Source organism: Methylosinus sp. LW4 (assembly GCF_000379125.1).
In the GTDB taxonomy this organism is placed as follows: Bacteria; Pseudomonadota; Alphaproteobacteria; order Rhizobiales; family Beijerinckiaceae; genus Methylosinus.
Map to the genome: position 1 here is coordinate 3,303,590 of NZ_KB900626.1, position 17,192 is coordinate 3,320,781.

17 protein-coding genes are annotated in these 17,192 nt (G+C 63.5%); 5 read left to right on the top strand and 12 right to left on the bottom strand.

Annotated features, from left to right (window positions below; genetic code table 11):
• Positions 1–196 precede the first annotated feature (196 nt).
• The 3 genes from ahcY to METLW4_RS0116485 form a co-directional block, all read right to left on the bottom strand.
• Positions 197–1,603 (bottom strand): adenosylhomocysteinase, encoded by a 1,407-nt coding sequence (gene ahcY / locus METLW4_RS0116475; RefSeq protein WP_018267336.1) that lies wholly within the window; start codon positions 1,601–1,603, stop codon positions 197–199.
• 116 nt (positions 1,604–1,719) lie between these two features.
• Complete coding sequence (locus METLW4_RS0116480) at positions 1,720–2,271, bottom strand: hypothetical protein (protein WP_018267337.1); 552 nt, start codon at positions 2,269–2,271, stop codon at positions 1,720–1,722.
• 182 nt (positions 2,272–2,453) lie between these two features.
• Positions 2,454–2,891, bottom strand: coding sequence for a four-helix bundle copper-binding protein (locus METLW4_RS0116485; RefSeq protein ID WP_026191566.1), 438 nt, complete (start codon positions 2,889–2,891; stop codon positions 2,454–2,456).
• A gap of 181 nt (positions 2,892–3,072) precedes the next feature.
• On the opposite strand from METLW4_RS0116485, the gene METLW4_RS0116490 reads away from it, so the two are divergent.
• Complete coding sequence (locus tag METLW4_RS0116490) at positions 3,073–3,789, top strand: MgtC/SapB family protein (RefSeq protein ID WP_018267339.1); 717 nt, start codon at positions 3,073–3,075, stop codon at positions 3,787–3,789.
• Between the two features lie 40 nt (positions 3,790–3,829).
• On the opposite strand, the gene METLW4_RS0116495 is transcribed toward METLW4_RS0116490, so the two are convergent.
• From METLW4_RS0116495 to mnmE, 5 genes are read right to left on the bottom strand one after another with little or no spacing between them, the layout of a single operon-like run.
• Positions 3,830–4,708 (bottom strand): ParB/RepB/Spo0J family partition protein, encoded by an 879-nt coding sequence (locus METLW4_RS0116495; RefSeq protein WP_026191567.1) that lies wholly within the window; start codon positions 4,706–4,708, stop codon positions 3,830–3,832.
• A 58-nt stretch (positions 4,709–4,766) separates the two neighbouring features.
• Positions 4,767–5,585, bottom strand: a complete 819-nt coding sequence (locus METLW4_RS0116500) for a ParA family protein (RefSeq protein WP_043331895.1) — start codon at positions 5,583–5,585, stop codon at positions 4,767–4,769.
• Between the two features lies 1 nt (position 5,586).
• The gene (gene rsmG, locus METLW4_RS0116505; protein ID WP_018267342.1) at positions 5,587–6,237 is read right to left on the bottom strand and encodes a 16S rRNA (guanine(527)-N(7))-methyltransferase RsmG; all 651 of its coding nucleotides are present in this window, start codon (positions 6,235–6,237) and stop codon (positions 5,587–5,589) included.
• 8 nt (positions 6,238–6,245) lie between these two features.
• Positions 6,246–8,093, bottom strand: coding sequence for a tRNA uridine-5-carboxymethylaminomethyl(34) synthesis enzyme MnmG (gene mnmG, locus METLW4_RS0116510; RefSeq protein WP_018267343.1), 1,848 nt, complete (start codon positions 8,091–8,093; stop codon positions 6,246–6,248).
• A gap of 31 nt (positions 8,094–8,124) precedes the next feature.
• On the bottom strand, positions 8,125–9,429 hold the full coding sequence (gene mnmE / locus METLW4_RS0116515; protein ID WP_018267344.1) for a tRNA uridine-5-carboxymethylaminomethyl(34) synthesis GTPase MnmE: 1,305 nt from the start codon (positions 9,427–9,429) through the stop codon (positions 8,125–8,127).
• 202 nt (positions 9,430–9,631) lie between these two features.
• Between mnmE and METLW4_RS0116520 the strand changes: the two genes are divergently transcribed.
• Complete coding sequence (locus METLW4_RS0116520; protein WP_018267345.1) at positions 9,632–10,558, top strand: hypothetical protein; 927 nt, start codon at positions 9,632–9,634, stop codon at positions 10,556–10,558.
• A gap of 60 nt (positions 10,559–10,618) precedes the next feature.
• On the opposite strand, the gene METLW4_RS0116525 is transcribed toward METLW4_RS0116520, so the two are convergent.
• From METLW4_RS0116525 to hemE, 4 genes are all read right to left on the bottom strand, one after another.
• Positions 10,619–11,608: an aromatic ring-hydroxylating oxygenase subunit alpha gene (locus METLW4_RS0116525; protein WP_018267346.1), complete on the bottom strand. Its 990-nt coding sequence runs from the start codon at positions 11,606–11,608 to the stop codon at positions 10,619–10,621.
• A 46-nt stretch (positions 11,609–11,654) separates the two neighbouring features.
• A complete protein-coding gene (gene rho / locus METLW4_RS0116530; RefSeq protein ID WP_018267347.1) occupies positions 11,655–12,923 on the bottom strand; it encodes a transcription termination factor Rho in 1,269 nt (422 codons plus the stop codon).
• A gap of 234 nt (positions 12,924–13,157) precedes the next feature.
• Entirely contained in the window at positions 13,158–13,577 is a 420-nt protein-coding gene (hemJ, locus tag METLW4_RS0116535) for a protoporphyrinogen oxidase HemJ (protein WP_018267348.1), read from the bottom strand.
• Between the two features lie 4 nt (positions 13,578–13,581).
• Entirely contained in the window at positions 13,582–14,619 is a 1,038-nt protein-coding gene (gene hemE / locus METLW4_RS0116540; protein WP_018267349.1) for a uroporphyrinogen decarboxylase, read from the bottom strand.
• Between the two features lie 511 nt (positions 14,620–15,130).
• Between hemE and METLW4_RS0116545 the strand changes: the two genes are divergently transcribed.
• Genes METLW4_RS0116545 through dnaQ form a run of 3 tightly spaced genes read left to right on the top strand, consistent with a single transcriptional unit; the run spans position 15,131 to position 17,097 of the window.
• A complete protein-coding gene (locus METLW4_RS0116545; RefSeq protein ID WP_026191568.1) occupies positions 15,131–15,718 on the top strand; it encodes a Maf family protein in 588 nt (195 codons plus the stop codon).
• Positions 15,715–16,335 (top strand): dephospho-CoA kinase, encoded by a 621-nt coding sequence (gene coaE / locus METLW4_RS0116550; RefSeq protein WP_018267351.1) that lies wholly within the window; start codon positions 15,715–15,717, stop codon positions 16,333–16,335. Before METLW4_RS0116545 ends, coaE begins: the two co-directional genes overlap by 4 nt.
• Positions 16,336–16,356: 21 nt before the next feature.
• Positions 16,357–17,097, top strand: a complete 741-nt coding sequence (gene dnaQ / locus METLW4_RS0116555) for a DNA polymerase III subunit epsilon (RefSeq protein ID WP_018267352.1) — start codon at positions 16,357–16,359, stop codon at positions 17,095–17,097.
• The last annotated feature ends 95 nt before the right edge of the window (positions 17,098–17,192 follow it).

The window sequence follows — 17,192 nt, forward strand, 5'->3', positions numbered from 1 at the left end:
ACGCCGTAAGCCGTCCGCGCGCCACCGAGGCGCCGTCTCGAATCGCGTCTAATCTAAAGCGCGCCGTCGAAAAGTGAAACGCGGATCGTGACCGGGAGACTAGCGCCTAAGGATTTCGCCGAACTGGCGTCGCGCGAAAAAAAACGGCGGAGCGAGAGAATCGCTCCGCCGTATCGCGCTCGCGAGGCGAGGGAAATCAGTAGCGGTAATGGTCCGGCTTGAACGGGCCGTTCTGCGGCACGTTGAGATAGGCGGATTGCTGCTCGGTCATCTTGGTGAGCTTCACGCCGATCTTGTCGAGATGCAGCGACGCGACCTTCTCGTCGAGATGCTTGGGCAGCGTGTAGACGCCCACCGGATACTGGCCCTGCTTGGTCCACAGCTCGATCTGCGCCAACGTCTGATTGGTGAAGGACGCCGACATCACGAAGGACGGATGGCCGGTCGCGCAGCCGAGATTAACGAGGCGGCCTTCGGCGAGCAGAATGATGCGCTTGCCGTCGGCGAACTCGACCTCGTCGACCTGCGGCTTCACATTGTGCCATTTGAGATTGCGCAGGCCGGAGACCTGAATCTCGCTGTCGAAATGGCCGATGTTGCAGACGATGGCGCGGTCCTTCATGGCGCGCATGTGCTCGGTCGTGATGACGTCGACATTGCCGGTCGCGGTGCAGAAGATATCCGCGCGCGACGCGGCGTCTTCCATCGTCGTGACCTCATAGCCTTCCATCGCGGCCTGCAGCGCGCAGATCGGATCGATCTCGGTGACGAGCACGCGGCAGCCGGCGTTGCGCAGCGAAGCGGCCGAGCCCTTGCCCACATCGCCATAGCCCGCGATGCAGGCGACCTTGCCGGCCATCATCACATCGGTCGCGCGGCGAATGCCGTCGACCAGCGATTCGCGGCAGCCATAGAGATTGTCGAACTTCGACTTGGTGACCGAATCATTGACGTTGATCGCCGGCCACAGGAGCTTGCCTTCCTTGTGCATCACATAGAGGCGATGCACGCCGGTGGTGGTCTCCTCGGTCACGCCTTTGATGGCCTCGGCGTTGCGCTTGTAGAAGCCCGGATTGGCCTTGAGGCGCTTCTTGATCGCGGCGAAGAGGACTTCCTCCTCCTCATTGGTCGCCTTGTCGAGAAAAGCCGTGTCGCCATTCTCGGCGCGCAGGCCGAGGTGGATGAGCAGAGTGGCGTCGCCGCCATCGTCGAGGATCATGTTCGGCGTGCCGCCGTCGCCCCATTCGAAGATGCGATGGGTGTAGTCCCAATAATCCTCGAGGCTCTCGCCCTTGATGGCGAAGACGGGCGTGCCGGAGGCGGCGATGGCGGCGGCGGCGTGGTCCTGGGTCGAATAGATGTTGCAGGACGCCCAGCGCACGTCGGCGCCCAGCGCCTTCAGCGTCTCGATCAGCACGGCCGTCTGAATGGTCATATGCAGCGAGCCGGCGACGCGCGCGCCTTTCAGCGGCTGCGACGGGCCGAATTCCGCGCGGGTCGCCATGAGGCCGGGCATTTCGGTCTCGGCGATGTTGAGCTCCTTGCGGCCCCAATCGGCGAGGCCGATGTCGGCGACGACATAATCGTTGAAATGGGTGGTCATGACGCTCCCTTCAGGCGTTGTCTCGCCTCGAGAAGGCGAGCGGGACGGGCCTGGCCGCCTATAGCAAGGCGGCGGAGCAGATGCAATAAAGATATAAACAAGTCTTTATGTCAGCTTCACGCCGGCTTGCGGTCGCGCAGGAACACAAAGGCGCCCAAGGCCGCGATCACGGCGACGATCAGCAGGATCAGCAGCGTCGATTCCTCGAGCCAGGCGATGGCCGGAACGGCGAGGCCGAGCAGCAGGCCGACCAGCGACACGCGCCAGACATCCGCGTGAATGCCCGCGGTGAAGGAGCCGAGCGCCAGCACGGTGAGCACGGTGAGCGCGCTGCTGTCGGAATTCATCATCTGCTTCACATCGCCGATGAAGATGAGGCACATTGCGGCGAGCACCGCGCCCCAATGCAAAACCTGCGTGCGCACCAGCCGCCACTTTTCCTCTGCGGTCTCCGCCTCCTGCCAGCCGCCGGCGATGCTGATGAGCCCGAAGATCGGCGCGAGCGCGATCCAATAGGTCGTCATGCCCTGGCGCGTCACGCTCGTATAGGCGACGCCGAACAGCGCCAGCAGGAGCATGAGGAAATAGGGCCATTGCCGCAGAAAGAAGGAGGCGACGCCGTGAGAATGCGTCTCGGGCGAAAGGATTTCCGGCGCTCTGTGGGTCACTGTGCAGGCTCCGTTTCGACCCGCGTCACGCGACGCGGGGAGAGAATGGCCGGCGGCTCGCTGAGAGAAAATCCAGAGTTCGTCGAAATGCGCTTCGGCCGCCCCGGGGCGCAAAGCTCAATATAATCGATGTTTCAGCAAAGACGAGACGCGCCATGGCGCGTCCCGCGAATAATCGGGCTTTAGGCCGCGACCTTCTCGCATTCGTCGGCGCAGGCCTTGCAGGCGTCGCCGCAAGCCTTGCACTCTGCGATATTCGGGAACTTGTCGCATTCCTTCTTGCAGGCGAGGCAAGCCTGAGCCACAGCCTTGGCGAAGGAGGGCGTGAGCGCCGAAGCCGTGCCCGAGAGCGACGCCAGAGCCTTGCAGGCCGCGACGACGTCGAAGGTGGACTTGGTGCAAGGACCCATGCTGGCGTCATTGGCCGCGAGCATCTCGAAGCAGTGACGCAGGCATTCCTCGCCCGCGGCGACGCATTTGGTGGTCGACTCGAACAAAGCCTTATATTTGGCGCCGCCGCCATGATGGTGAGCGTGCGGATCTTCGGCCGCCAAAGTCCCCGTGGCGGCGGTTGCGGCGGCCAACGCGCCCATTGCAGTCACAAATTGCCGACGTTCCATGAATCTCCCCCTGAGTTTTAGGAACAACAACAATCTCAGCTTTAAGCTTTTTGGAGCAAGATTCAATCATAACGACCATTCGGCGAGTAAAAAACGTCGCGAAGCTCTGCCAATGTGACCAATCGGTTACAATGATTCGACGACGACGCGAGACGGTCGCGCGAAGACACGGATAGGGAAGATGGCGTTCATTACCAACTTCAACGCGCCGGAATTTTTCAATTCCCTGATATCTCTGCTCGTTGCGCTGCTGCTCGGCACGCTGATCGGGGCGGAGCGGCAATATCGCCAGCGCACCGCCGGGCTGCGCACCAATGCGCTGGTGGCTCTCGGCGCCGCGGCCTTCGTCGATCTCGGCATGCGCCTCAACGGCAATGTCGGCGCGACGCAGGTGCTCGCCTATATCGCCTCCGGCGTCGGCTTTCTCGGGGCCGGCGTCATCATAAAGGACGGCGCCAATATCACCGGCCTCAACACCGCGGCCACGATCTGGTGCTCGGCCGTCACCGGCGCCTTCGCCGGCGCGGATCACGCCGCGGAAGCGATTTTGATGGCGATCTTCACCCTCGCCGGAAACATGCTGCTGCGGCCGCTGGTCCATCTCATCGAGCGCGCGCCGATCGACGAGCGCTCGACGGAGGCGATCTACCGCCTGCATGTCACCGTCTCGCAGATGCGGCGTGACGCCCTCCGCGATCTGATGGTGGAGAGGCTGGAGGCCGCCGATTATCCCGTACGCGAGATCGAGGAATTGGAGCGTGGCGAGGGCGAGGTGGAGCTGGTCGCAATATTGACCTCGACCAGCATCGACCCGAAAGAGCTGGACGTCGTCGCCGCCGAGCTGGAGAAAGTCGCCGGCGTCGAGCATGCGAGCTGGACGGCGCAGACGAGCGAGTGAAAATCAGCGGCGAGAGGAAGCGGCGAGCGCGCCGCCTCCCTCAGCCTGTCAGCCGTCTGCACAATCCGTCGAGCTGCTCCAGCGTCGTGTAGCGGATGCGCAATTCGCCGCTCTCGCCGCGATGATGGATCGAAACATAAAGACCGAGCGCATCGGTCAACAGCTTCTCCATCGCCACCGTATCCGCGTCCTTATCGACGCGCGGCTTGCGGGATTTCGTCTCCAGCGGGCTATCGGCGACCTCTTGCTGCGCGAGACGCTCGACGTCGCGAACCGTGAGGCCCTCGTCGACGACACGCCGCGCCACAGCGTCGGGATTGTCGACGGCGAGCAATGCGCGCGCATGGCCGGCCGAGATCGCGCCCTCCGTCACCAGACGCCGGCTCGCCTCCGGCAGATTGAGCAGACGCAGCGTGTTGGCGACATGAGACCGGCTCTTGCCGATGATCTTGGCGAGATCGGACTGCGAATAGCCGAACTCCTTGCCGAGCCGCTCATAGCCGCGCGCTTCCTCGATCGCATTGAGATCGGCGCGCTGCACATTCTCGATAATGGCGAGCTCGAGGGCCTCGCGATCGTCCGCCTCATGCACGATGATCGGCACATCGGCGAGATTGGCGAGCTGGGCGGCCCGCCAGCGGCGCTCGCCGGCGATGATCTCATAAGCGTCGGCGACGCCCGGAACAGTGCGCACCACGATCGGCTGAATAATGCCCTTCTCGCGAATGGAGGCGGCAAGATCGGCGAGATCATCCTCGTGGAAGGCGACGCGCGGATTGCGCGGATTGGGCCGCAGAAACTCGATCGGCGCACGGCGCTGGCCGCGCGCGCGCTCCACAGCAGGCGCTTCCTCGCCCGCGTCTCCGATCAGAGCCGCCAGCCCTCGCCCCAATCTTCTGCGCGTCGCTTCTTCGGCCATTTCGGAATAGGTCCTTCGAATCGAGAGGCGCGCCATTCGCGCGCCGAGAAACCTTGGATCAGGCGGCCCGCAGCTGCTTCTCGCGCTGGATGACCTCCGTCGCGAGCTTCAGATAGGCCTGGCTACCGCTGCATTTGAGATCATATAGCAGCACTGGCTTGCCATGCGACGGCGCCTCGGACACCCTCACATTGCGCGGGATCACCGTCTCATAGACCTTGTCGCCCATGAAGCGCCGCACATCGGCGACGACCTGGGTCGCGAGATTATTGCGCGGATCGAACATGGTCAGCACAATGCCATGGATCGACAGCCGCGGATTGAGCGAGCGTCTGACCTGATCGACCGTCGACAGCAGTTGCGACAGACCTTCGAGCGCGAAGAACTCGCATTGCAACGGCACCAGCACGGCGTCGGCGCAAGCGAGGGCGTTGATGGTCAGCAGATTGAGCGACGGCGGGCAGTCGATCAGCACATAGGTGAAGGCCAGCGCCTCGCCATGGCGCTCGGCTGCAATCATCTCGGCGACAGCGCGCTTCAGGCGGAAGGCGCGGTCCTTGTCGCCGGCGATCTCGAGCTCGACGCCGAGCAGATCGAGGGTGGACGGCGCGATCGAAAGCCGCGGCACGGCGGTCGCGACGATCGCCTCGGCGAGGCTGCTCTCGGCGAGCAGCACGTCATAGGTGGAAATTCGGCGCGACTTACGGTCGACGCCGAGCCCGGTGGAGGCGTTGCCCTGCGGATCGAGATCGATGACGAGCACGGTCTCGCCCACCGCAGCCAGGGCCGTGCCGAGATTAATGGCCGTCGTCGTCTTGCCGACGCCGCCTTTTTGATTGGCGAGGACGAGGATGCGGGGCTGAGGAACGTCGGTCACGTCAAGCTCCAAAATCCCGCGCGAGGGCGATAATACGGCCGGACGAATGAGTGCGGCTCTGCAATGTCCAGATCTGGAAACTATCCGCGGCGCTCGAGCCGGTCAATTCAGTGGCCCAGTCTTCGCCCTTTAAAAACACGCCTTTGACGTTTTTCAACAGAAGTTCCTGCGCCCACTCGATCAGCTGCGGCATCGGAGCCAGCGCACGGGCCGTCACGCCGGCCACGGGATCGGTGATTCGCGGCAGCTCAGTCTCGATTCGGCCGACATGAATTTCCGCAGCGGCCCCTGTTTCACGTGAAACAGCGCGCAGAAAGGCCGCCTTGCGCTGATCGCTCTCGATGAGATGAACCTTCGCGCCGGCATGGTCCTTCAGGCAGATCGCCAGAACCATGCCCGGAAAGCCCGCGCCGGAGCCGAGATCGACCCAGCTCTCGAGGCTCGGAAAAAATTCGCGAATCTGCCCCGAATCGGCGAAATGCCGCGTCCATAGCTCGTCCAATGTGCTCTCGGCGACGAGATTGATGGACTTCTGCCATTTGCGCAGCAGCGATTCGTAAATCTCCAGCTCGCGAATATAAGGCTGCAGCGACGGCGCAATCTGCAGCGCTCGGTCTCGATCGCTGACGCGATCCTTTCCTTTCCCGGCCATATTACTGATCACCCACGCCGCGCTCGCGCCGCCAAAAGCGTGAGGGCGGCGGGAGTGACGCCCTCTATGCGCTGAGCCTGGCCGAGCGTGCGCGGACGCAGCGCTGACAGCTTGGCGCAGAGCTCCGCGGAGAGCCCGCCGATCTCCCGATAATCGAGAGTCGTGGGCAGAGCCAGCTGCTCGTCCCGACGGTAGGATTCGATATCGGCGCTCTGCCGATCGAGATAGACGGCGTAGCGTGCGTCGGTCTCGACTCGCGCCGACGTCTCCGCATCGATCTCACCGAGCTCTGGCCAGATCGCCGCGAGCCGCGGCAGATCGATCTCGGGGAAGGACAGCAGAGCATAGGCGCTGCGTCGCTGCCCGTCCTGATTAATGGGCAACCCGGCGCGCGCCGCAGCAGCGGAGGTGAGAGACAATTGCTGCAGCAGCGCGCGAGCGCGGCCGAGCTTGTCCATTCTGTCCCGATGCGCCAGCTCGCGCTCGCGTCCGATGCAGCCGATTTCCAGCCCCTTGCCGGTCAGGCGCTCATCGGCATTGTCGGAGCGCAGCGACAGACGATATTCGGCGCGCGAGGTGAACATGCGATAAGGCTCGCTGACCCCGCGCGTGACGAGATCGTCGATCATCACGCCGAGATAGGCCTCGGCGCGATCGAAAACGCTCGCTTTGGCGCCGCCGGCCCGCGCCGCGGCGTTGAGCCCAGCGACGAGGCCCTGCGCCGCCGCCTCCTCATAGCCAGTCGTTCCATTGATCTGGCCAGCGAAAAACAGCCCGCTCACGCTTTTCGTTTCCAGCGTGGCGTCGAGCTCGCGCGGATCGACAAAGTCATATTCGATCGCATAGCCGGGGCGCAGAATCTGCGTCTTCTCCAACCCTTCGATCTTCTGGATGAAAGCGCGCTGGACCTCCTCGGGCAGCGAGGTCGAGACGCCATTGGGATAGACAGTGTCGTCGTCGAGACCTTCCGGCTCGAGGAAAATCTGATGCGCGTCGCGGTCGCCGAAGCGCGTGACCTTATCCTCGATCGAGGGGCAATAGCGCGGACCCGGCCCCGATATCGCGCCACTGCGTATGGGCGAATGCTCGAGATTGTCGAGAATGACCTTATGCGCGGCGGCATTTGTGCGGGTGATATGGCAGGCGATCTGCGGATTGGCGATGGTCCGGGTGAGATAAGAAAAGGGCTCTGGGATCTCGTCGCCCTTCTGTTCCTCGAGCCGCGCCCAGTCGATCGTGCGACCATCGAGGCGGGGCGGCGTGCCGGTCTTCAGCCGCCGTGTGGCGAAGCCGATGCGCCGCAGATCCTCGGCGAGGCCGATCGAAGGATTTTCGCCCATGCGGCCGGCGGAATAGCGCGTCGCGCCAATGTGGATCACGCCATTGAGGAAGGTCCCGGTGGTTAGAACCACCGCGCCCGCGGCGAGCGTCTCTCCGTCCAGGGTCACGCCGGTCACGCGGCCATCTTGCAGGACGAGACCTTCCGCCGAGCCCTCCACGACGTCGAGATTCGGCGTCGCGGCGATCGCCGCTTGCATCGCCTCGCGATAGAGCTTGCGATCCGCCTGCGCGCGCGGACCGCGCACGGCCGGGCCTTTGGAACGGTTGAGCAGCCGAAACTGAATGCCGGCGGCGTCGGCGACACGGCCCATGAGCCCATCGAGCGCATCGATCTCGCGGACCAGCTGGCCCTTGCCGAGCCCGCCGATCGCCGGATTGCAGGACATTGCGCCGATCGTCGCGCGCGAATGGGTGACGAGCGCCGTGCGCGCGCCACGCCGCGCAGACGCCGCAGCGGCCTCACAGCCGGCATGGCCGCCCCCGATCACGATCACGTCATAGGCCGGTCGGCTCAATTTCCCATCCTCGATCCTGTTTCACGTGAAACTATTTGCCAATGCAGAATTGCGAGAAAATCGCATCCAGCACCTCCTCTACATCCACGGCGCCGACAATACGACCGAGCGCCCGGCCTGCGACACGCAGATCATCCGCGACGAATTCGAGCGCCTTGCCGGAATCGCGACTGGTCTCGATCGCCGATTTCGCCTCCTGAATGAGCCGCCTATGCCGCTCACGCGTGAGAAGCGCCGTCGAGCCGTCGCCCAGACGTCGCTTCGCGCGTCCCGCTATTTCCTCCAGAAGTCGGTCTATTCCAAACCCCGTTCGAGCGGAAATTGCAAGGTCATCTGATGTGCAATCTAGAAAATCCGCCTTGGTTGCGACGCGGATCAGCTCGGCGCCGTCCGAAGGCTCCAATTGCGGCGTCTCCCGCCCCCCCTCCGAGAGCCACAGCAGCAGATCGGCCTCGTCGATTCTGGCCCGCGTCCGCGCGACGCCGATGCGCTCGATCTCATCCTCCGCCTCGCGAAGACCGGCCGTGTCCACCAAAGTGATCGGCATGCCGGAAAGATCGAGATGAACCTCGATCATATCGCGCGTCGTTCCCGGAATGGCGGAGACGATCGCCACCTCGCGCCGCGCCAGCGCATTGAGCAGCGTCGATTTGCCGGAATTGGGCGGACCGAGCAGCAGCACGACAAAGCCGTCACGCAGACGCTCGCTGGCTTCGCTCTCCGTCAGCGCCTCGGCCATTTCGGCGATCACAGGCTCGAGCAAGGAGCGAAGCGCCTTCGCCGGCTCGAAGACATCCCCCTCATCGGAAAAATCCAGCTCCACCTCGACCAGAGCCAGAGCCCGGACCAGCCGCTCGCGCCAGCCTTCGACTCTTTTGCGCAGAGCTCCGCCGAGCGCCCGTATCGCCTGACGGCGTTGGAATTCCGTCTCCGCATCGATGAGATCGGCGAGCCCTTCGACCTGCGACAAATCCATCTTGCCATTGGCGAGGCTGCGCCGCGCAAATTCCCCTGGCTCCGCCTCGCGCAGGCCGGAAAAGGCGCTCAGAACGCCGAGCAGCGCGCGCGCTACAGCGCGACCGCCATGAATTTGCAGCTCGGCGTAATCCTCGCCGGTCGGCGAATTCGGCGCCGGAAAATAGAGCGCGAGACCGCGATCGAGGGGCTCATCCGCGCCCGGCGCGCGCAGCGTCACATAATGGGCGAAGCGCGGCCGAGGCGTGAGCCCGGCCAAAGCCGCGAGCACATGCGCAACCGCCGGGCCGGACAGGCGAATTACCGCGATCGCGGCGCGGCCGGCGCCGGTGGCGCTGGCGAAGATCGTGTCGCTGGACATGATCCTGATGCTCTACTCGAATTTACCCGCGCAGGAAAAGAAAGAACGCGCCTTCCCGCGACCCACAGCGCTCTTGCCGAGCGATCGTAAAGGATTGGAACGAATCGCGGCGCGGGCGGAAGCGCGACAGCCCAAAAAAATCGGCTTCCTTCGCAATATAGTTAAGATATAGTTAAAGGGCATTTTTTCAAAAGGAGCGAATATGCTCGCCAGATTTTTTGCCCTCATCGTCTGCCTCGCCAGCGTTCTCGCCGCCGCGACTCCCTCCTCCGCTCAGGAAATATTCGACAGCTCCATTCCGCTCGCCGCCGCTGGGCGCGCGGCGCATGCGCTGAAAATGCGCCTCGATTGGATCAGGAACCATCCGAACATTCCGCTTCCCTCCGGCAATCCGCAGATCACCAGCGGCTTCATCTCGACGCCGATCGTCGCTCTGCACATACCGCCGGCCGTGCCGGGCGTTTTCTTCCAATTCGCGACCGGGCCGACTGGCCTCGCCTGGACAGAATTCGACTTCGTCGGGCCGTCGGGTCAGAATTACGCGATTTATTATTTCACCTATGCGGCGCCGACATCCGGCGCGGTCAATCGGCTCGGCACGACCTATCGGTTCAACTCATACGCCGAGGCCGGCGTCTACACGCTGGTCAGCGCAACGATCGCCGATTACGTCGGCAACACGACCACCTATAATCCCGATCAGCTCGCGAAAATCTTTCCCAAGCTGACCTTCTATCTGTCGAATATCGGCGATTCCGACAGCGCCAAGCCACAGCTTCTCTCCGGCAAGATCACGCCGACCGTCAGCCTGTCCTCCCCACGGCCGGTCTTCGCGGCCGATCTGATCGTATCGGACAGCCTCTCGGGGGTCGGCGGCGCCTCGCTTATCCTCGCCTCGCCGGACGGCCAAATCTATACTCAGGCATGGGGCCAGCCAGGGACCCCGATTCAGCTCCCCGCAAAGCTGACAGCAGCCGCGAATTTCACCTATGAGACGGATTTCCCGCGCGGAACCTGGACGATCATCGACGTTTCGATCAGCGATATCGCCGGCAACACGCTCGACATCTCGGATGCGAACCAGATCAAATCGCTGCTCGGGAGCAACACCTTCCAGCTGACCGACTAAATCCATCGAGCTCGGCGCGGCCACGTCGGCGGAGCTCCCTGGAGCTCCGCCGCGGAACGCTCATCGGGGCGCGTTCTTTGCAACGCGTCCCGGACAGATTCGGGCGCTGGAGCCGGCGAGGCGCTGACGATAGAGCCGACGAAAGGCCAGAGTGGCCGCATCCGTCGGCACGGAAGCCTCCTCCCCGCCGAGCGGCGAGAATGGCGGCGTCGAAGATTCGACGATCGCGCGATCTTCTTCCGCGATTCGGCGGTTGGACCAGAGGAACAGCGCATCGAAGAGAGAGGCGCGCAAGAAGCTGCGGGCGGTGAGCAGGAGAAGACGCGTCTCCCGCTCGCCAATGGGGATGCACACGGCGAAAATACGAAAGACGCGGCCGCGAAAGTCGAGCGACAGCTCCATGAGATTGGGAAAGACATAATCCAGCGTCGTTGGACGTTGGCGTCCAACGACCGAGGCGGTGATCTTGCCGCCATGGTCATGCGGCTCGAAGCTCACATCCATCCGGGCCTGCGGGTCTTGGTCGAGCGCGCGCGCCATGGCCCCGCCGAATGTGCGCCGATGAACGAAGGCGACATGGGACGAATCGAGCATATTTTCCATCACGCGCGTCCAATGCGCGCGCCAGACGAAGCTTTGCGCGCAGAGCCGCAGGCCGCGGGTCAGCGAGACGATCGGCGGCGGCGCGTCGGCCGCCTCCCCCGGCGCCGTGCGCAGCCAGAGGACGCCGTCGATTTCCCGCATAGGGAGCCGCGTCGCGCGAATAGAGTCGCGCTTCGCCTCCGGGTTCCAGGGAATGTGGCGAAGGCTTCCATCCGCGCCGAAACGCCAGCCATGGAAGGGGCAGCGAATGTCGCCCTGCTCGACACAGCCGAGCGAAAGGGCGACGCCGCGATGCGGACATTGGTCGATCAGCGCCGCCGGCGCGCCATCGGCGCCGCGGAACGACACGATTTTTTCGCCAGCCACGGTGAGCGGCAGAAGCGCGTTTGCCTTCAGCTCGCGCGCGAGGCCGACGATGGTCCAGACATTGGCGAAACCCTCGAACACGTTCTCCCCGCGAATTCACATCGCCGGCGCGTCCGAGGGCGCCGGATCAGGTATTCATCGAATCGAAGAAGCTGGCGTTGCCCTTTGGCGTCTCGCGCAGCTTGCCGAGCAGGAACTCGATCGCATCCACCGTGCCCATCGGATTGAGAATGCGGCGCAGCACATACATCTTCTTGAGTATGTCGGACGGCACCAGCAGCTCCTCCTTGCGGGTGCCGGAGCGGGTGATGTCGATGGCCGGGAACACGCGCTTGTCGGAGACCTTGCGGTCGAGAATGATCTCCGAATTGCCCGTGCCCTTGAATTCCTCGAAGATCACCTCGTCCATGCGCGAGCCCGTGTCGATCAGCGCGGTGGCGATGATGGTCAGCGAGCCGCCCTCCTCGATATTGCGCGCGGCGCCGAAGAAGCGCTTGGGACGCTGCAGAGCGTTGGCGTCCACGCCGCCGGTCAGCACCTTGCCGGAGGACGGCACCACAGTGTTATAGGCGCGGCCGAGACGGGTGATCGAATCGAGCAAGATCACCACGTCGCGGCGATGCTCGACCAGGCGTTTGGCCTTCTCGATCACCATCTCCGCGACCTGGACGTGACGCACGGCCGGCTCGTCGAAAGTCGAGGAGACGACCTCGCCCTTCACGGAGCGCTGCATGTCGGTCACTTCCTCCGGGCGCTCGTCGATCAAGAGAACGATCAGATAGCACTCGGGATGATTTGTGGTGATCGACTGCGCGATATTCTGCAGCAGCACGGTCTTGCCGGTGCGCGGCGGCGCGACGACCAGAGCGCGCTGGCCCTTGCCGATCGGCGCGACGAGATCGATGACGCGGGCGGAAAGATCCTTGCGCGTCGGATCGTCGATCTCGAGCTTCAAGCGCTCGTCGGGATAGAGCGGCGTCAGATTGTCGAAGGGGACCTTGTGCCGCACCTTCTCCGGGTCTTCGAAATTGATCGAATTGACCTTGAGAAGCGCGAAATAGCGCTCGCCCTCCTTGGGGCTGCGGATCATGCCCTCGACGGTGTCGCCGGTGCGCAGGCCGAAGCGCCTGATCTGCGAGGGCGACACATAGATATCGTCCGGTCCGGCGAGATAATTGGCGTCCGGCGAACGCAGGAAGCCGAAGCCGTCCTGCAGCACCTCGACGACGCCTTCGCCGACGATCTCGACGTCGCGACCGGCGAATTGCTTCAATATTGCGAAGAGCAGTTCCTGGCGCCGCATGAGCGACGCGCCCTCGACCTCATGCTCCTCAGCGAAGGCGAGAAGCTCGGCGGCCGATTTGGACTTCAGGTCCTGAAGCTTGATTTCCCCCATTTGGGACAATCCTCGACGATATTCGGATGAAACTTGGCCTAGGGCGGCGGGGTGGGGCAGATAAGGAAGCGGGAGACGATGCCCCGGTGAGCCGGTATGGATCCGGCTGTCGTGCGAAACGACGATCTGCCTTTAGGTGAGCAAGTCAGCAATTAATCCTTTTCGGGCGGAAAGGCAAGCCATCCGCCCGAAGCTCATGACAATTCCGTGAAAGACGGGGAAAATTCCCTGTCCTCAGAACGGCTTGACGATCACCAAAATGACGATGCCGATCATCAGCAGCGTCGGGACTTCATTGATGAAGCGGAAGAATTTCGCCGGCCGGTGATTCTCGTCGCGCTCGAAAGCCTTTTGCGTGACGCCGAAATAGAAGTGGACGCCGGTCAGAAGGACGACCAGCGCCAGTTTGGCGTGCAGCCAGCCGGCTCCATGGAAGGAGCCGAAATAGATCAACGCCAGGCCGGCCGCCCAAGAGACGATCATCGCCGGGGCCATGATGTAGAGCGCCAGCCGGCGCTCCATTTTCTTGAACAGCGCCGAGGGCGCGCCCTGCCCCACTTCCGTATGATAGACGAACAGCCGCGGCAGATAGAGGAGCCCGGCCATCCAGGAGATCACCGCGATCACATGCAGAGCTTTGATCCAGAGATACATGGCTTTAATTTCCTGTTCCGCGAATACGCTCGATCAATTGCGAGACATGCTCTAACGGGGTCTCCGGCAAAACGCCGTGACCCAGATTGAAAATATGCGGACGTCCGGCAAAGCTCCGCAAGATCGAATCGATCTCGCGATCGAGCGCCGGGCCGCCGGCGAGCAAAGCGAGAGGATCGAGATTTCCCTGTAGCGCTGGTCCAGCCGGGATCTCCTTCACCGCCCAGTCGGGATCGATGGCCGTGTCCAACCCCAGCGCATCGGCGCCGAGCGTCCCGGCGAGGCGGGACAGATGCGTCGCGCCGCCGCGCGGGAAGGCGATGATCGGCACGCCGGGCCGGGCGGCCTTCACCGCCGCGATGATCTTCCGCAACGGCTCCGCGACCCAGCGCTCGAATTCGTGAGCCGGCAGCACGCCGGCCCAGCTGTCGAACAGCTGCAAGACCTCGACGCCGGCGTCGATCTGCCGAATGAGATAGGCGGTGGAGGCCTCGACCAGAATGTCGATGAGCCGCGCGAAAGCCTCCGGCCGCCGATAGGCGAAGAGACGGGCCGGCGCTTGATCCGGCGTGCCGCGACCAGCAATCATATAGCTCGCCACCGTCCAGGGCGCGCCACAAAAGCCGATGAAAGTCACTGACTTCGGCAGCTCGCCCTTCACCCGGTCGATCGTCTCGAAGACGGGCGAGAGCTTGCCGAGATCGAAATTCTCGGCGAGCGCCTCAATGTCGCGGTCGCTCTCCAGCGGGATCAGCCGCGGCCCATGCCCAGTCTCGAACCAGACCTTCTGCCCCAGCGCGTCCGGCACGACCAGAATATCGCTGAACAGGATCGCCGCATCGAAGCCGAAACGCTCGATCGGCTGCATGGTAATCCGCGCCGCTGTCTGCGGATTGTAGCAAGTGTCGAGAAAGCTGCCGGCTTTGGCGCGCAGCTCCTGATATTCCGGCAGATAACGGCCGGCCTGTCGCATCAGCCAGATTGGCGGCACGGCGCGTGCTTCTCCGCCCAGAACGGCGAGGAGAGGCTTGAGATCACCCATTTCGCTTATTGCTCCGGCAGGATCGGGAATGAAAAGGGACGCTCTGCGCTCCCTCCGGCTTTGGAGCTAACCCAAAACGACACAAAAAGAAAATTCAATCTTTAAGAGATTTTTTTGATTTTATTGATGGTTCCTTAACGAAGGTTAATTTTCGTCAACCTTTTGTCCACACCTTACGTACCGTGACCTATGCTGTATAGCTTTTTGCGCCGCCGCTGTGGACAGATTGGTAAATGAAACATTAACAACGGCTTGCCGACATCCGCTCACAAGCTCTGCCGTGGATGGCGGAGAATCTCCCGCTGCAATGGCTTAGCATCCGCTTTTCCACACTCGTTTCGACGCCTGTTGATCGCTGGGCTTCGTTATGCGCAGCTGTGCACATGTCCGGTCCGCCGGCGCTCACTTTTCCCCATAATGCCCACGATCGCGCTACGGCTGTGGGAATCGATCGGAGGAGGTTCGACTGTCGCAGGATCGCCCCAGCGCCTTCTGGCGTCTCGCCGAGCCGCTGATTCTCGCCTCCAAGAGCAAAGGCCGACGCATGGCGCTGGAGCAGACCGGCGCGCCTTTTCTCATTCACCCGGCGGAGATCGACGAGCGCGCCGTGGAAGCCGAGGTCGTCGCCGCCGGCGGCGACGCCGACGCTGTCGCGGCGCGATTGGCCGACGACAAGGCGAAGCGCGTCTCGCTGGCGCGGCCGGGCGCTCTCGTCCTCGGGGCGGATCAGGTGGCGAGCTGCGAGGGACGCCGCTTCGGCAAGCCGCCGACCGCCGCCGCCGCCGGCGAGCAGCTGCGCTTCCTCTCCGGGCGGACCCATCGTCTGCATTCGGCGGTCGCGCTCGCCCGCGACGGCGCCATAATCTTCGAGACCGTGGCCCATGCCGATCTGACGATGCGCGCTTTCTCGGATGATTTTCTCGCCCGCTATCTCGAGCTCGTGGCCGAGGAGGCGACGACCAGCGCCGGGGCCTATCAGATAGAAGGTCTCGGCGTTCATCTCTTCGAGCGCATAATCGGCGATCATTGGACCATTATCGGAATGCCGCTGCTGCCGGTGCTGGAGGCGCTGCGCCGTGAGGGAGCGTTTCTGTCATGAGCGGCGACGCCCCGCCCCGCCCTCTGGTCATCGGCCTCACCGGCTCGATCGGCATGGGCAAATCGACGACGGCCGATCTTTTCCGCGCCGAGGGCGTCCCCGTCTATGATTCCGACCGCGCCGTGCATGAGCTCTATCGCGGTCCCGCGGCGGCGCAGATCGAGGGGCTGTTTCCGGGCGTCACGGCGGATGGCGTCGTCGATCGCGCCCGCCTCGCCGCCCGCGTGCTCGGCGACGGGGAGGCGCTGCGCCGTCTCGAGGCGCTGGTGCATCCGCTCGTCGCCATCGGCCGCGACGAATTTCTCGAGAATTGCCGCCGCGCGGGCGAGCCTCTCGTCGTCTTCGACATTCCCCTCCTCTTCGAGATCGGCGCGCAAAAGGATGTCGACGCCGTCGTCGTCGTCTCCGCCCCGGCGGATATTCAGCGCGCGCGCGTGCTGGCGCGTCCCGGCATGACGGAGGAAAAATTCGCCGCCATACTGGCCAAGCAGATTCCCGACGCGCAAAAGCACGCCGGCGCCGATTTCGTGGTGCATAGCGAGCGCGGCCTGGATTCCGCTCGGCAGGAAGTTCGGCTAATCCTCGAGGAGCTGGCGCGACGAAAGCCGTCGCGCTGATCCGATCGAGAGAGGCTGCCGATGCGTGAGATCGTCTTCGACACGGAGACGACCGGTCTCGACCCCACCAAGGGCCATCGCATCGTCGAGATCGGCGCGGTGGAGATTTCCAATCTCATCCCGACCGGCCGCACCTTTCATTTCTATCTCGATCCAGAACGCGACATGCCGGAGGAGGCGTTTCGCGTCCATGGCCTCTCCTCGGCCTTTCTCACGGGCCAAAAGAAATTCCGCGAGATCGCCGACAGCTTTCTGGAATTCGTCGAGGACGCCAATCTCGTCGCGCATAACGCCGAATTCGACATGCGCTTCGTCAATTTCGAGCTCGGCCTGCTGGGAAAGGCGGCGATCCCTTTCGATCGCGTCGTCGACACGCTGACCATCGCGCGCCGCCGGCATCCGGGCGCTTCCAATACTCTGGATGCGCTCTGCCAGCGCTATGGCGTCGATCTCACGCGCCGCGACAAGCATGGCGCTCTGCTCGACGCCGGCCTGCTCGCGGAAGTCTATGCGGAGCTGATGGGCGGCCGCCAAACGGCGCTCATTCTGCAAGCGGACGCCGCGACTCTGGCGGAGGAGAATGGCGGCGAATTTTTGCGCAACCGCCCGCAAAAGCTGGCGCAGCTGCTCACCGAGGCGGAACGCGCCGCGCATGAGGCCTTTATCGCCAAGCTGGGCAAGGAGCCGATGTGGCTGCGCTATCTCGCGCAGCCGGAGACGGCCGAGCCCGCCATCGAGACGCCGATGGAGAAGCGAGCCTGACGGCTCGCCTCTGCGATTTCCTACGGTTTGTCATTGTGAGCGCAGCGAAGCAATCCAGAGCCGTAGGGGGATTGCTTCGTCGCTTCGCTTCTCGC

Coding starts and splice junctions, on each gene's coding strand:
- ahcY (WP_018267336.1), bottom strand. CDS start 1,603: ATGACCACCCATTTCAACGATTATGTCGTCGCCGACATCGGCCTCGCC.
- METLW4_RS0116485 (WP_026191566.1), bottom strand. CDS start 2,891: ATGGAACGTCGGCAATTTGTGACTGCAATGGGCGCGTTGGCCGCCGCA.
- METLW4_RS0116490 (WP_018267339.1), top strand. CDS start 3,073: ATGGCGTTCATTACCAACTTCAACGCGCCGGAATTTTTCAATTCCCTG.
- METLW4_RS0116495 (WP_026191567.1), bottom strand. CDS start 4,708: ATGGCCGAAGAAGCGACGCGCAGAAGATTGGGGCGAGGGCTGGCGGCT.
- rsmG (WP_018267342.1), bottom strand. CDS start 6,237: ATGGCCGGGAAAGGAAAGGATCGCGTCAGCGATCGAGACCGAGCGCTG.
- mnmE (WP_018267344.1), bottom strand. CDS start 9,429: ATGTCCAGCGACACGATCTTCGCCAGCGCCACCGGCGCCGGCCGCGCC.
- METLW4_RS0116520 (WP_018267345.1), top strand. CDS start 9,632: ATGCTCGCCAGATTTTTTGCCCTCATCGTCTGCCTCGCCAGCGTTCTC.
- rho (WP_018267347.1), bottom strand. CDS start 12,923: ATGGGGGAAATCAAGCTTCAGGACCTGAAGTCCAAATCGGCCGCCGAG.
- hemJ (WP_018267348.1), bottom strand. CDS start 13,577: ATGTATCTCTGGATCAAAGCTCTGCATGTGATCGCGGTGATCTCCTGG.
- hemE (WP_018267349.1), bottom strand. CDS start 14,619: ATGGGTGATCTCAAGCCTCTCCTCGCCGTTCTGGGCGGAGAAGCACGC.
- coaE (WP_018267351.1), top strand. CDS start 15,715: ATGAGCGGCGACGCCCCGCCCCGCCCTCTGGTCATCGGCCTCACCGGC.
- dnaQ (WP_018267352.1), top strand. CDS start 16,357: ATGCGTGAGATCGTCTTCGACACGGAGACGACCGGTCTCGACCCCACC.